At 64.8% G+C, this 13,687-nt stretch carries 12 protein-coding genes and 1 pseudogene; 2 read left to right on the forward strand and 11 right to left on the reverse strand.

The window, feature by feature from the left end; genetic code table 11:
- Positions 1 to 213 precede the first annotated feature (213 nt).
- Positions 214 to 461: pseudogene (locus tag BLEFHOIH_RS24860) on the reverse strand (LysR family transcriptional regulator); the annotation flags it as partial.
- Between the two features lie 113 nt (positions 462 to 574).
- Between BLEFHOIH_RS24860 and BLEFHOIH_RS24865 the strand changes: the two are divergent.
- Complete coding sequence (locus BLEFHOIH_RS24865) at positions 575 to 1,561, forward strand: zinc-dependent alcohol dehydrogenase family protein (RefSeq protein ID WP_088348809.1); 987 nt, start codon at positions 575 to 577, stop codon at positions 1,559 to 1,561.
- On the opposite strand, the gene BLEFHOIH_RS24870 is transcribed toward BLEFHOIH_RS24865, so the two are convergent.
- From BLEFHOIH_RS24870 to BLEFHOIH_RS24890, 5 genes are all read right to left on the reverse strand, one after another.
- A complete protein-coding gene (locus BLEFHOIH_RS24870) occupies positions 1,558 to 3,762 on the reverse strand; it encodes a xanthine dehydrogenase family protein molybdopterin-binding subunit (RefSeq protein ID WP_088348759.1) in 2,205 nt (734 codons plus the stop codon). The genes BLEFHOIH_RS24865 and BLEFHOIH_RS24870 overlap by 4 nt on opposite strands.
- A gap of 5 nt (positions 3,763 to 3,767) precedes the next feature.
- Positions 3,768 to 4,784 (reverse strand): xanthine dehydrogenase family protein subunit M, encoded by a 1,017-nt coding sequence (locus tag BLEFHOIH_RS24875; RefSeq protein ID WP_088348760.1) that lies wholly within the window; start codon positions 4,782 to 4,784, stop codon positions 3,768 to 3,770.
- Positions 4,781 to 5,311 carry a (2Fe-2S)-binding protein gene (locus BLEFHOIH_RS24880; RefSeq protein WP_088348761.1) on the reverse strand — a complete coding sequence of 177 codons (531 nt, stop codon included), beginning with the start codon at positions 5,309 to 5,311 and terminating at the stop codon, positions 4,781 to 4,783. The genes BLEFHOIH_RS24875 and BLEFHOIH_RS24880 overlap by 4 nt, the downstream gene beginning before the upstream one ends.
- A gap of 196 nt (positions 5,312 to 5,507) precedes the next feature.
- On the reverse strand, positions 5,508 to 6,875 hold the full coding sequence (locus tag BLEFHOIH_RS24885) for a hypothetical protein (protein ID WP_088348762.1): 1,368 nt from the start codon (positions 6,873 to 6,875) through the stop codon (positions 5,508 to 5,510).
- 86 nt (positions 6,876 to 6,961) lie between these two features.
- Positions 6,962 to 7,735, reverse strand: coding sequence for a class I SAM-dependent methyltransferase (locus tag BLEFHOIH_RS24890; protein ID WP_088348763.1), 774 nt, complete (start codon positions 7,733 to 7,735; stop codon positions 6,962 to 6,964).
- 280 nt (positions 7,736 to 8,015) lie between these two features.
- Here BLEFHOIH_RS24890 and BLEFHOIH_RS24895 point away from each other — a divergent pair, with 280 nt between their 5' ends.
- A complete protein-coding gene (locus BLEFHOIH_RS24895) occupies positions 8,016 to 8,801 on the forward strand; it encodes a methyltransferase domain-containing protein (RefSeq protein ID WP_088348764.1) in 786 nt (261 codons plus the stop codon).
- Here BLEFHOIH_RS24895 and BLEFHOIH_RS24900 read toward each other — a convergent pair.
- Genes BLEFHOIH_RS24900 through BLEFHOIH_RS24920 form a run of 5 tightly spaced genes read right to left on the reverse strand, consistent with a single transcriptional unit; the run spans position 8,774 to position 13,668 of the window.
- Positions 8,774 to 9,949 carry an acyltransferase gene (locus BLEFHOIH_RS24900; protein WP_088348765.1) on the reverse strand — a complete coding sequence of 392 codons (1,176 nt, stop codon included), beginning with the start codon at positions 9,947 to 9,949 and terminating at the stop codon, positions 8,774 to 8,776. The genes BLEFHOIH_RS24895 and BLEFHOIH_RS24900 overlap by 28 nt on opposite strands.
- Positions 9,950 to 9,961: 12 nt before the next feature.
- Positions 9,962 to 11,161: a glycosyltransferase gene (locus BLEFHOIH_RS24905; protein WP_170937367.1), complete on the reverse strand. Its 1,200-nt coding sequence runs from the start codon at positions 11,159 to 11,161 to the stop codon at positions 9,962 to 9,964.
- Positions 11,154 to 11,927: a glycosyltransferase family 2 protein gene (locus BLEFHOIH_RS24910; protein WP_088348767.1), complete on the reverse strand. Its 774-nt coding sequence runs from the start codon at positions 11,925 to 11,927 to the stop codon at positions 11,154 to 11,156. The genes BLEFHOIH_RS24905 and BLEFHOIH_RS24910 overlap by 8 nt, the downstream gene beginning before the upstream one ends.
- Positions 11,924 to 13,030, reverse strand: coding sequence for a DegT/DnrJ/EryC1/StrS family aminotransferase (locus BLEFHOIH_RS24915; protein ID WP_088348768.1), 1,107 nt, complete (start codon positions 13,028 to 13,030; stop codon positions 11,924 to 11,926). Before BLEFHOIH_RS24915 ends, BLEFHOIH_RS24910 begins: the two co-directional genes overlap by 4 nt.
- On the reverse strand, positions 13,024 to 13,668 hold the full coding sequence (locus tag BLEFHOIH_RS24920) for an acetyltransferase (RefSeq protein ID WP_170937368.1): 645 nt from the start codon (positions 13,666 to 13,668) through the stop codon (positions 13,024 to 13,026). The genes BLEFHOIH_RS24915 and BLEFHOIH_RS24920 overlap by 7 nt, the downstream gene beginning before the upstream one ends.
- Between the last annotated feature and the right edge of the window lie 19 nt (positions 13,669 to 13,687).

The raw sequence follows: 13,687 nt of genomic DNA on the forward strand, positions 1-13,687 counted from the left end.
TGGGCAATTTGGCGCGGCCGAAGCCCCGCGATGCTCGGCTTGCGCCGGCGGAATAGCTAGCCCTGTCGTCACCGGGATAAGGGAGGGAGTGGGGCAGGGCGCTTGTCCGGATTTGCAGCGTTTAGGGCAATCTTGCTGCAATGCGGCGTGAGCCTTTGGCTGCGACGTTTTGTCTCTTAAAAACAAAGTCTTGTGCGATAAAGCTCAGCCTGGTCGCGCGCCGAGCTGGCGCTCGAAGGCCAGCGCCTCCTCCTCGATCCGCTCGGCATTGGCCAGCACCGCCGCGCCTTCGTCGGTCAGTACCAAGCCTTTTCCGGTGCGCTGAAACAGCGTCTGGCCGACCGCCCGCTCCAGCGCCGCAGACGCCGCCCCATGGTCGGCTGGCACAATTTCCGCGCTGCCGCGCCGAGAGTGCCTTCCCGGGCAATGGCGAGGAAAATCCGGAAATCGCTCGATTCCATCGCGCACCCATCCAAACGGAATGGAAATCGTGCAGTAACATTGGTTCGCAAACCAGTCTAAAAACGCGATCTGAAGGGCAGCATCGAGGGTCATTATGCTTAGCGATGAATTGATGCAGGCGGCACTGCTGGAGGCCTATGGGGCGCCTCTGCGGCTGGCGCCATTTCCCCGCCCGCAAGCGGAGGCGGGACAGGTGCTGGTCAGGATCAGAACCAGCGGTGTCAATCCGCTGGACCTCAAGATCCAGGCCGGGGCGGCGGCCCACGCCAAGCAGCCCGCACCGGCCGTGCTGGGCATCGACATGGCGGGGATCGTCGAAGCGGTGGGCCCCGGCGTGACCGGCTTCAAGGCCGGCGATGCGGTCTACGGGATGACCGGCGGCGTCGGCGGCCTGCAAGGTTCGTTGGCGGCATTCGCCGCGGTGGATGCCCGCCTGCTGGCGGCCAAACCGGACGCGATCGGCTGGCGCGAGGCGGCGGCGCTGCCTTTGTCCTTCATCACCGCGTGGGAAGGGCTGGTCGACCGCGCGGGCGTCCAGGCTGGCCAGACGGTGCTGGTGCAGGGCGGCGCGGGCGGCGTCGGCCATATAGCGGTGCAGCTTGCGCGCGCCTTGGGGGCGAAGGTCTTCGCCGTCGATTCCGCCGAGAAGGCGGGCTTCCTCGCGCGCCTCGGTGCCAGCGCGATCGATCGCGCCAGGATGGTCGCGGATTATGTCGACGAGCATACTGGCGGGCGAGGGTTCGACATCGTCTACGACACGGTCGGCGGGGCGGTGCTGGATGCCTCGTTCCAGGCGGTGCGCCGCTTCGGCCATGTGGTGAGCTGCCTCGGCTGGGGCACGCACGCGCTCGCCCCGCTCTCCTTCCGCGCCGCGACCTATTCCGGCGTCTTCACCCTGCTGCCGCTGCTGACCGGCGAGGGCCGCGAGCACTTTGGCGAGATCATGCGCGAAGCGACCCGCCTGGTCGAAGCCGGCGGGATCGTGCCGCAGCTCGATCCCCGCCGTTTCACCTTGCAAACCGTCGAGCAGGCTTATGACGCCATCAGGGCGCGCTCGGCCACCGGCAAGCTCGTCATCGATATCGGCGCGCCCGGCTAGTCACGGCGCAGCTTGTCGATGGTGATCGGCAGGTCGCGGACACGCTTTCCCGTGGCGTGATAGACGGCATTGGCGATGGCCGCCGCGACGCCGACAATGCCGATCTCGCCGACGCCCTTGATGCCCATCGGGTTGATGGTGGCGTCCGGCTCGTCGACGAAGAAGCAGTTGATGTCGTAAATGTCGGCATTCACCGGCATATGATACTCGCCCAGATTGGCGTTCATGATGCGGCCGAAGCGGTGATCGGTCAGCGTCTCCTCGTGCAGCGCCATGCCGATGCCCCAGACCACCCCGCCCAGGAGCTGGCTATGCGCCGTCTTGGTGTTGAGGATGCGCCCCGCCGCGGCCGCACTGACCACCCGCGTGACACGGATGACGCCGATCTGCTCGTCCACCCTCACCTCGACGAAGACCGCCGAATGGGTGTTGCGCGCATATTTGCCGTCGTCCTTGACCGGCGCGGCGGCTTTCTGGTCGATGCGGTCCAGCTTGCCGGCGCGCATCACATCGGCGATCGGGATCGCGCGCGAGGCGTCCTTCTTGCTGACGATCTTGCCGTCCGCGAGCATGACGTCCTTCGGCTTGGCGTCCGCGAGCGGCGAATCCGGCATTGTCTTGGTCACGCCGAGCAGCGTCTTGCGGATGGCCTCGGCGGTCGTGGCGATGGAGTTGGCGACCGAGGCCGCAAGCCATGACCCGCCCTCGACCGGGGATTCCGACAGGGTCGAATCGCCGAGCTTGATGCTGACATTATCGATCGGCAGGCCGAGCATGTCGGCGGCGACCTGGGCCATGATGGTATAGGTGCCGGTGCCGATGTCGGAGGTGGCGGAACTGACTTCGGCATGTCCGTTGGCCGTCATCACGATGCGGACGGTGAGCGGCATTTGCAGCGCTTCCCAGACGCCCGTCGCCATGCCCCATCCCACCAGTTCGCTGCCGTCGCGCATCGAGCGCGGCTCGGGGTTCCGCTTCTCCCAGCCGAAAGCCGCCGCGCCCTGGCGGTAGCATTCGCGCAGCTTCTTGCTGCTATAGGGTCGGTCGGCATTTTGCTCGCGGTCCGAATAGGTGACGAAGCGGAGCTGCAACGGGTCCATCTTCAGCGCGACGGCCAGCTCGTCCATGGCGCATTCGAGCGCGTAGACGCCGGAGGCGGCGCCAGGGGCGCGCATGTCGCTCGGCGTTGAGACGTCGAGCTTGGCCAGCTTGTGACTGTAGCGGGTATTGCCGCATTTATAGAGCTGGTCCGCCCAGGCGACGTCGTTGCGGTTGAAGTCCTCATATTCGGAGGTCTGGGCGATGGCCTCGTGCATGACGGCCTCCAGCGGACCGAGCGCCTTCGCCCCGAGCGCCAGATGCTCGATGGTCGCCGGGCGGTAGCTGAGCCCGTACATTTGCGGGCGCGTCAGCACGAGGCGCACCGAGCGCTCGAGCGCCCGCGCCGCGATCACCGCCAGCGCCACCTGAAATTGCGGCCGCAGGCCCGAGCCGAACGCGCCGCCGACATAGGGCGACACCACCTTCAAATCGTCCGGCTTCATGCCGAAGACGCTGACGAGATAGCGCTGCACATTCTGCACGCCCTGCGTCTTGTCGTAGACGGTCAGCTTGCCGTCGCCTTCCCAGGTGACGGTGGTGGCGAACAGCTCCATCGGGTTGTGATACTCGGTCGGGATGAAATAGTCGGCTTCGTGGCGCACTTCGGCCGCGGCGAAAGCCGCCTCGGCGTCGCCCCGCGGCCGCGACGGCCGCTCGACTTCATGCGCCGTGTCGCGCTGCTCGAGCAGATCGGTGACAAAGGGGTCTTCGATATATTCGACGCGCACCAGCGAGGCGGCGAAGCGCGCAATATCGGCATCCGCCGCCACCACTACGGCGACGGGCTGCCCGTTGAACTTGATCTCATCGTCATAGAGCGGCCGATAGGGCGAGCCCTCGGCGGCCACATCGTCCTTGTAGGCTTTGTCGCGGCTCGCCATCGTCGGACGGTTCTTGTGGGTGATGACGTCGATCACGCCGGCGACGCGCATGGCCTCGCTGGCGTCGATCTTGGCGATGCGCCCCTTGGTGATGGTCGAGGTCACGAGGCTGGCGTGAGCGAGGCCGGGCGCATTGAACTCGGCGGCGTATTTCGCCGCGCCGGTCACTTTGGCGTGGCCGTCGATGCGCGAGGTCGGGGTGCCGATATAAGCTGCCATGGCGGTCACCGGATCTTCTTGCTGGATTGCGATTGCGGCGTGCCGTTGGCCGCCTGGGTCAGCGTGCGGATGATGGCGCGCCGGGCGAGATCGATCTTGAAGGCATTATGCTCGAAGCCCTTGGCGCCACTCAGCACGATGTCCGCCGCCTTGGCGAAGCTGGCCTCATTGGCGGGCTGTCCGGCGAGCGCGGCTTCCGCCGCCTCGACCCGCCAGGGCTTGTGCGCGACGCCTCCGAGCGCCAGCCGTGCTTCCTTGACGGCCTCGCCGTCCATCTCCAGCGCGGCGGCGACCGAGACCAGCGCGAAGGCGTAGGACAGCCGGTCGCGGATCTTCAGATAGCTGTGATTCTTGGCGAAACCCTGAGGCGGAAGCTCGATGGCGGTGATGATTTCGTTCGGTTCGAGATTGTTGTCGCGCTCCGGCGTGTCGCCGGGCAGGCGGTGGAAGTCGGCGAAAGCCATGGTGCGCTCGCCCCCTGGCCCCATCACCCGCACCGTCGCCTCGAGTGCCGCGAGCGCGATGCTCATGTCGGAGGGATAGACGGCGATGCAGCTTTCGCTGGTGCCGAGAATGGCGTGCATGCGGTTGAGGCCCTCGATGGCCGAACAGCCGCTGCCCGGCTCGCGCTTATTGCAGGGCGTCGCGATGTCATAGAAGTAGTAGCAGCGCGTCCGCTGCATCAGGTTGCCGCCGGTCGAGGCCATGTTGCGCAATTGCTGCGAGGCGCCGGCCATGATGGCGCTGGCAAGCAGCGGATAGCGGCTCTCGACCAGCGGGTGATAGGCAAGGTCGGTGTTCGGCACCAGCGCGCCGATGCGCAGGCCGCCATCGGGAGTTTCCTCGACGCTCTTCAGCGGCAGGCGGGAAATGTCGATCAGCCGGCTCGGCTGTTCGACGTCGCTCTTCATCAGGTCGAGCAGATTGGTGCCGCCGGCGATGAACCGCGCCCTCGGGTCGGCCGCGATCTGGCGCACGGCGTCGGCCACTTCATTGGGGCGCGCATATTGGAAATTGATCATGAATTGCCACCCATTGCGGACATGGCCTGCTGGATCGCGGCGACGATGTTGGGGTAGGCGCCGCAGCGGCAGATATTGCCGCTCATCAATTCGCGGATTTCCTCGGCCGTGTGCGCCTTGCCTTCGGCGAGCAGTCCCGCCGCCGAGCAGATCTGGCCCGGGGTGCAGTAGCCGCATTGGAAGGCGTCATGGTCGATGAAGGCCTGCTGCAGCGCATGCAGCTTGCCGTCGGCCATCAGGCCCTCGATGGTCGTCACCTCGGAGCCGTCCTTCATGACCGCCAGCGTCAGGCAGCTATTGACGCGGCGCCCGTCGACCAGAACGGTGCAGGCGCCGCACTGGCCGTGGTCGCACCCCTTTTTCGTGCCGGTGAGGTCGAGAGTGTCGCGCAGAAGGTCGAGCAAACTCGTCCATGGCGCAATCTGGAGCTGCTTTAAGTCTCCATTGATCTTCAAGGAAACTTTGATTTTTGGGGGGGTGGGTATGGATTCGCTGATCGGCCGTGTTGCTTCGATCGTGCGCACCATTAGCGTTCTCCGCGTGATGACGAACTCATCCGTGCCTTTTAGCTTCCGTCCGTTGCGCGAGGCTGGCGGAAGAGGCGGTGGACCATGGGAGCGCCGGTGAGAGAGGAACCCGGCTGGAGTACGGCCATGGTTGGCTCTTGTCTGAACGCCAAGGTTGCGACGCGGTTCCGCCTGCGCGCCAAAGGCGCTGACGTCGCTAGAGGTCGTTGACCTTGATATAGCGCTCCAGCCGCTTCCGCTCGCCTTCGGCGGCATGATAGTGGCCTTCCAGGACATGGTAGGCTTCCGCGAGGCGCTTGCCTTCGCCTTCCAGCTTTTGGTACGCTGCCACGAGCCGCCGGCGTTCCTTCTCCATCGCGGCCTGGACGGGATCGGGGTGGAAGATGCTCGTCCGCGCGGCCGGCATGGCGGCGGGAGGCTGGCGGGCGAGTTCGGCGACGATCAGCCGGGTGCGGGCCCAAAGCTGGCGATCGGTGTCGAAGACGGTGAGATATTTGCGCCAGTTGGCATAGGCCAGCCGGTAGAGCTCATCCGGGTCATCCAGCAGGCGCCGCAAGCTGGCGACGGTCCGGTCCAGGTCGAAATCCAGCAGGATGAAATCCTCGCCCGGCGTGAGGGACGGGTTGAGCTCGAGCGGATCGTTGATGCAGTTCAGGACGCCGCGGCAGCCGGCCTCGATGCAGGCGCCGGTCGGGAAGCCGTCGAAGGCGCCCGGCGCCAGAACATGGGGCCGGTTGACGGAAATGATGGCGTCCATCGACGCATAGAAGCTGGCGAAGAAATCGCTGGGCTGCCTGCCGTGGAAGACGAATTGCGCCTCCGCGCCGCCCAGCGCGATATCGCCGGCGCCGTAATTCCCAACGACATGAAACCGCAGCCGGGGATCGCCGGAGGCCAGGGCGGTGGCGATGCGGACGAATTCGTCATAGCCCTTCGAGACGAGGTCGCCGGCATATTTATGCGCGACGAAGCAGAGATCGAGCGTGTCCTTCTGGCGGCCGAATTGCTGCTTGTCGCGGTGGAAGTCGAAATCGCCACGGCTCTCGAAGACGCCGCCGAAAACCAGCGCGATCCGGGCCGGATCGCAGCCGAAGCGTGAGATCAGATAGTCCTTCGTGACCTTTTGCGTGGCGATGATCTTGCGGCACAAGGGAGAGGCGACGATCGGAAGCAGCTTGGCGTCGGACTCCGCCTGGTCGAGCCCGAAGCCGCCGCCCGGATAGAGCTGAAAGATGAATGGCAGCTCGAGCGCCTCGAAAAACGGCAGCAGCGCCGACGCGTTGGCGAGGAAGGTGACATAGGCGAGGCGGCCATTGGCGGCGGAGCCATCGCCGAACGGCACGATCCTGGCCTTGAGCGCCGGATCGAGTTTGAGCGCCTCGAGGGCTGCCGCGAAACGCTGATCGCGGTCGCGCGGATGCTGCTCGGTGGAGACGATCTTGGCGTCGAAGAACGACAGGTAATGGCCGTATTCCAGGTTGCGGAACGGCGAGTATCCCGTGGGAAGGCTGTCGTCGAATATGAGCAGGTCGGCGTGATGTCCCGCCGCATCGGTGTTCTGCAAAGCTACGCCTCCGCACAATTTCCCGGAAGCGCGACCCGCGTCCCGGCGCCCGCGGCATCTCCATGCCCGCTTGCTCACCCCGGCCTTTAGCCGGTGAGCGCGATATCCTTGGCGCGGAACGACGGGATCCAGCGCATGGATGGTTGCACGACATTATGATGGTAGGAGCCCAGCAGCTCGACCGGGATTTCCACCGTATTGGCCCCGGAGGCGAGCAGGCCGGCGCCGAGCCGGTCGATCAGCGGTGACGAGGGCCGGTTGGAAAAATAGAAATCCGACCATTCGGAAGCGGACAGCACGATCGGATAGATCTTGTTGCGCTTGGCGAATGTCAGCACGGCCGGAATGACGCCGATATTCTGCAGCGAGGCGGTTTGCGACTCGCAGAAATCATTGCAGATGAAGAGGCCGCCCGGACTGAGCTTGGGGAACCAGAGATTGAGGTCGCGCAGCACATATTCATAGGTGTGGCTGCCATCGAGATAGATGACGTCGAGGGAGGCGTCGGCGAACCGGCTTGCGGCCTCGGCAATGTCGAGCCGCAGCACCTGCACCGATGGGTCGCCGCGAAAGCGCTCCATCACCTTGGCATAGGCCGCCTGCAAGGATTTGTCCGGGTTGCCGCCAAAATAATCCTTGAAAATGGAGCGGATATGCCTGGATTGCGGCGCCGTTTCCAGGACGAAATCATATTTCGCGTAATCCCAATGGTCGATCAGCGTCAGCCGGCCGGGATTGAGGACGCGGCGGCAATGGTCGGAAAACGCGCCCTCGAAGACGCCGAGCTCGACCATGGTCGAGACCGCGCCGGGGCCGATGAATTCGATCAGCGCATGCCGATCCGCAAATGCAATAATCATGCGGCACAATCTATGCGTGCGCTTCGCGCATGCCAAGCGCACATCCAGGCGAGGCCAAACTTATCCACGGGCGCAACGGTTTTGCGCGCCGGGGGCGCGGGGCGTGCGTGAAGGCTTGTCAATTCGTGGCGCCCGCGCATTGCAACCACAGGTTTTGCTTGGTAATCATGCCGCCTGCGAATTTAGAGCCTTGGGCGGAGCAGGCGGCGACCCCTGCCGCGGCCGTTCGGGCGATTTGCACTTGGCCTGCACGATTTCCCTTGAGCGCGAGGACACAGTTTTGAGCTTTACCGCCCACAACATCAGGCTTCCCGACGGACGCGAGACCTTCCCGGAAATCGGATATCTGGTCGCGGACAGCACCTGGATGAAGGCGGCGGCGCGGGTGCTGAGGGTCGTCTATGGCGAGGCGCTGCCGGAGAAATCGATCGCGGATCTGGGCTGTCTGGAGGGCGGCTACACCGCCGAGTTCTCGCGCATGGGGATGCGGGCCGTGGGCATCGAAGTCCGGCAGGCGAATTTCGAAAATTGCCAGCGCGTGCGCCAGGAGCTCGGGCTGCCGAATCTGGATTTCAAAAAGGACGACGTCTGGAATCTGGCCGAATATGGCCAGTTCGACGCGATGTTCTGCTGCGGGCTGCTCTATCATCTGGACCAGCCGGCAAAGTTCATTCGTCTGATGGCGGACCATGCGCGCGGGGTCGTCATCATCAACACCCATTATGCGGTCGAGAAGGAGAGCGCGGTGTTCAAGCTGTCGCCGCTCACCGAGAATGAGGGACTGCCGGGCAAATGGTATGCCGAGCACAATGCCGAGTCCGAAAGCGAGATCGAGGCATTCAAATGGACGAGCTGGATGAACAAACTGTCCTTCTGGCTGACCAAGCCGGCGATCCTGCAAACACTGCAGGATTGCGGCTTCGATCTGGTCTTCGAGCAGTCGGACTGGCTGCATGACGGCATCCGGCCCTCGATGGAGGGCGGCTATTACAGCACCCATCATCGCGGCATGTTCGTCGGCATCCGGTCGGCGGAGATTCAGCGCGCGGCCGCCGGCCGCCGGTAAAGCGCGGCCAGCGCCCGCCGAGCGGCCGGCACCGCGGCATTCAGCATTCCGACCCACCAGCCGTCGAACCGCATCAGCGGGTAGGCGACAAGGCACACGACCAGCGCGGTCGGCGCATAGAGGACGAGGGCCAGCCAGAGCGGCGGCACTTTTGCGCCCGCCAGAATGCACATCCATGACGTGAACGAGCACAGCACGAAGACGTGCAGGAGATAGAAGGGGAAGGACATTCCACCGAGAAAAGCGCCGAGCCTTCCGGAGAGCAGCGCGCGAAGCCCCGGATGGTAGAGCGCGACGCTCATGAAGCACATGGCGGCGACATTTTGGATGATGACCCAGGCCCAAAGCTGCGTGCCGGCCGGCAGCGTAGCGGCCCAGCCCCAGAGGCCGGCAGGGTCGAGCAGGTTGTAGGAAAATAGCACGAGGCCGAGTGAAACGAGCCCGATGGCAAGCCAATTGGCCATGCTGGCATCGCGGCCATATCTTTCATGCAGCAAACAGAAGATCATGCCGAGAGGAAAGCAGCTCAGATAGGGGTGATGGGCAGCGGCGGCGGCGGCAACGACCGCGAGCAGCAGCAGCGGCAGCCGCAGGCAGATCACGAGGGCCATCGCAAAGGTGACGAAGCTGCCGATCAGTTCCCAGTGCATCGTCCAAAGCACTTCGTTGAATTTGGGCGCGCTGCCGAGAAACGCCCAGAAGGAGGCTTCCTGCAGCACCCCGCCGATGTTTTCCGCGTGCCGGCCATAGCCCCTTAGCAGGAACGGCAGGTAGGGCTCGCTGCCCGCAATCACCTGTGCGGGTCTTGGAAAAGCCCCGCTTACGGCCCCGAAAATATAGGCGAAGCCGGCTAGGAGCACAGGCCCGGCGAGGCGCGGCCAGCGCTTGATGGCGGCGTCGGCGATGTCCAAAACGCGGCCGCTTCTGAGCGGGCGGCGGCTCAGCACGAAGCCGGAGAGCACGAAAAACACGATGACGGCAGCGGAGCCATTGAAGAGGGTATAAAACGGCGTGCCGTTGGCGCTTCGCTCCAAGCCCGGCGCGAAATTGCGGAAGAAATGGCCGGTGAAGACGATGAATGCCGCCGCGCCGCGGATCGCGTCGAGCCCGGTTACTTTGTCCGAGGGGGATGTCCGCGGCCGGTCCACGAAGGCGCCTGCTCAGCCGCTGGGATCGGGTTTGGCTTCGCCGGGGCGCATCATCGCATAAAGGCCTCGCAACTGGCGGCCGAGTCTCAGAATTTCCCGCTTGACCTTGTGTTGGAATTGCAGCGGCGCCCGCCTGCTCTGGACCAGCGGCGCCTGCGGGCCCAGTCTCGCGATGGCGCCGATGCGCGCCAGCACGGAGCATTCGCCGGCCGTGAAATCGCCCTCGGTCCGGCCCCGCAGCCAGGGGCTCTCGATGCCGCGAAGCAGATGGAAATCGACCATGGTGAAGCCGTAGCTGGCCCAGGCCGCCCTGCCGGCGTCGGTGTCCAGCAGCCGCATGCACATGTCGTTGGCGACCCAGGAGGCAATCGGCGAGATCGCGCCGGTCATCGACCACAGGTAAAGCGCTTTCTCGACGGCGAGATCGTAGCGCGGGTCGCTCGGCGGCAGCCGCGAGCCGAAGGCCAGGAAGAAGTCGCTGGCGGACATCGACTGCATGAATTCGGAGAAGATGTCGAAGAACTCGTTGCGGTCGCGCGTCGAGGCGGCGGGGGAGGGCGCGCTGGTATTGTCGTGGATGCGAAAGCGGACGAGCTTTTCATCGAGCACATGGATCTCGGCGCGCCTCACGATGGCGAGCCACATCTTGTAATCGGGCAGTTGCCGCAATCGATTGTCGTAGAGGCCGGCGCTGTCATAGAGGCTCTTGCGGATCAGCACGGAGGGGTGGCAGAAGCAATTGCCGCCTTCCAGCAGCCGTCGCATCCAGGCATGGCGCGACCGGTTCTCCACCCGGAAAACATCGCCGTGGCCGCCGCCCTTGTCGCCCAGTTCCTCGCTATATTTGCCGATCCAGGAAACGTTGGTGAAGACCGCGCCGATATTGGGATCGGATATGAGCCAGGGGAGCTGCCGCTCCAGCTTGGCGGGCTCCCACAGATCGTCGGAATTGCAGATCGCGATCAGGGGACAGCGCGCGGCCCGGATGCCGATATTGAGGCTCTCGCTGCCGCCGGCATTGCGGTCGAGCGCGATGATCTTGATGCGCGGATCGTCCAGCCCGCGCAGCCGCGTCAGGCTGTCGTCGGAGGAGGCGTCCTCGACGACGATGATCTCGGCGACGGGATGGGTCTGGTTGAGAACGCTGGCGACCGCGTCCAGGACGTAGGGCGCGTGATTATAGGACGGCACGATCACCGAAATCTCAGGCATTTGCGACCTCCCGGCGGAGCGCATCAGCACGGCGGCCGATATTTTGAGAATAGCGCGCGGGCAGATGCGTCTGCATCGCCAGCAATGTCTCCAGCGTCTTCGAAATCTTGCGGCCCCGGTCGAGCGAGGACCAAGCGCCATTGGGCGAGATGTGATAGGTCGAGAGCACGGCGGGGAAAAAATCCATGCCGAGCCCCCTGGCGGCCATGATGGTGTTGACCATCCAATCGTAGCCAAAGCTTTCCTGCGTGTCGGCGAGGATGTCCCGGAACACGGAGGTCTTGTAGAAGCAATTGGTGAAGGAGGCGGGGTAGTTTTCCTCGATCAGATCGAAGGCGGAGAGCCTGGAATAGCGCTCCGGATGGAGCTGCGCGGCGCCGAGCCGGTAGCGGCCGCCGTCCCGGATCAGGAACCGGTTGAAGCAGGACGGGGCTTCCGAGCGGGCGAGAAAAGCGGCGAGGATTTGCAGCCGCGTGTTCGAGGTCCAGACGTCGTCGGCCTCGAGCGGGGCGACGAAGGCGCTGTCGCAGAGGTCGAGCAGCTTCCGGTAATTGCCCATCACGCCGAGATTGGCGGGGTTGACGAGCAGTTCGATATTGTCGTGGCGGGCCGCCCAGGCGGCGGCCTTTTCGGCGGAGCGGTCGGTCGAGGCGTCGTCGCAGATCAGCACGCGGATGTCGCGGAAGATCGATTGCCGGACGACGGAGTCGACGGCCGCGTCCAGGGTCTGCTCATTGTTGTAGACGGGGATAATGACGGTGATCATCTGACATTGGTGCCCAGAACGGCCCTCAGCACGGCGGCGATATTCTCGACGTCGGCGCCGCTCACGCCGCTGTGGAACGGGAGCGCGAGCACGTCGCGGCTGGCCTGGCGCGCAACCGGGATCGCGGCGTCCTGCGGATGGCTGTAGCCGAAGGAGACGTCGCTGGTGAGAGGGTAGAAATATTTCCTGGCGAGGATGCCGCGCAGCTTGAGCTGGGCCTGGGCATGGTCGCGCAAATGCACGCGGTCGGCGTCGAAACGGATGATGTAGTAGATATCGGTCGCGCTGTCCTCCGGGCCGGGGAAGAGGGAGATGCCGGCAAGATCGGCAAAGACGCTGTTATAAAGCAGGCGCAATTGCGAGCGGGCGCGCCCCTCCTCGCCGATCTTGTCGAGGACCGCGAGCCCCATGGCGGCGGACAGCTCGGACATCTTGGCGTTGGTGCCGCATTGGGTGATCGAATCCTCCGATTCGATGCCGAAATTGCGGAGGCCGCGCAGCTTCTCGGCGAGCGCCGAACTCGACGTCTCGATGGCGCCGCCCTCGCCCGTGTGGAACATCTTGGTGGCGTGGAAACTATAGGCGACGGCATTGCCGAACTGTCCGATGGGCGTGCCCCGGAAGGCGGCGTTGAAGGAATGCGCGGCGTCGTAGACGACGGCGAGGGCATGTTTGTCGGCGATCTTCTGGATGGCGTCGACATCGCAGATGCGGCCATAGACATGCACGCCCATGATCGCCTCGGTGCGCGGGGTGATCGCGGCTTCGATCCGGGCGGGATCGATGGTCAGATTATGCGGATCGATATCGACGAAGACCGGCTGCGCGCCGGCCCAGACGATGGCGTGCGTGGTGGCGCAGAAGGTGAAGGGCGTGGTGATGACTTCGCCCTTCACGCCGAGCCCCTGCAGGGCCAGTTGCAGCGCGATGGTGCCGTTGCTGACCAGGATCAGATTGCGCGCCGCGACCAGCTCCCGCAGACGCAGTTCCAGCAGGGAGAGCAGCGGCCCGTTATTGGTGAAGCGGCGTTCCGCGAAGGCGATGCGCAAATAGCTGGTGAAGCGCTCGAAATCGGGGACGATGGGCTGGGAAACGGTCAGCATTTGGCTTGCCCCATCGGCCGGGCCGGCACGCCGACCACCGTGCTTCCCGCCGCGACATCCCGGATGACGACCGCGCCCGCCCCGACGACGGACTTCCTGCCGACGGTGATCGGCCGCTCGGCGGTGCCGTTCATGATGGTGGCGCCGGTGCCGAGAAAGACTTCATCCTCGACGCGGACGCGCCCGGCCAGGGTGCAGCCCGGCGAGATGCTGACGAAATCGCCGATCCGGCTTTCATGCGAGATGGTCGAGCCGAGATTGACGATGGTGCCCCGGCCGAGCGTCACCTCCGCCGATATGCAGCAGCCGGCGAGCACCTGGACGCCGGGCGCCGGCGCGAAATCATAGGCAACGAACGCGCGCGAACTGACGAAGGCGCTTTCCTCGCCGATCCGGCTCTCGATGGCGCGGGTGATGCGGAGCCGCTGCGACGGGTCGCCCACCGCGATCAGCCAATTGGCCTTCGGATGGCGGCGGCAGGCGGTCTCGAAATCGAGCACGTCGAAACCGGCCTGCTGGCGCCCGGACTCGAAATCGTCGACAAGGCAGAGCACGCCGTCCCGGCCGAAATCAAAGATGAGCTGGGCCAGGAGGTCCTTCGCATGGCCGCCCGCGCCGTAAATACAAAATCGATTCACTTCGGTTAATTCGCCTTGC

The organism is Rhodomicrobium sp. R_RK_3 (assembly GCF_002198715.1).
In the GTDB taxonomy this organism is placed as follows: domain Bacteria; phylum Pseudomonadota; class Alphaproteobacteria; order Rhizobiales; family Rhodomicrobiaceae; genus R-RK-3.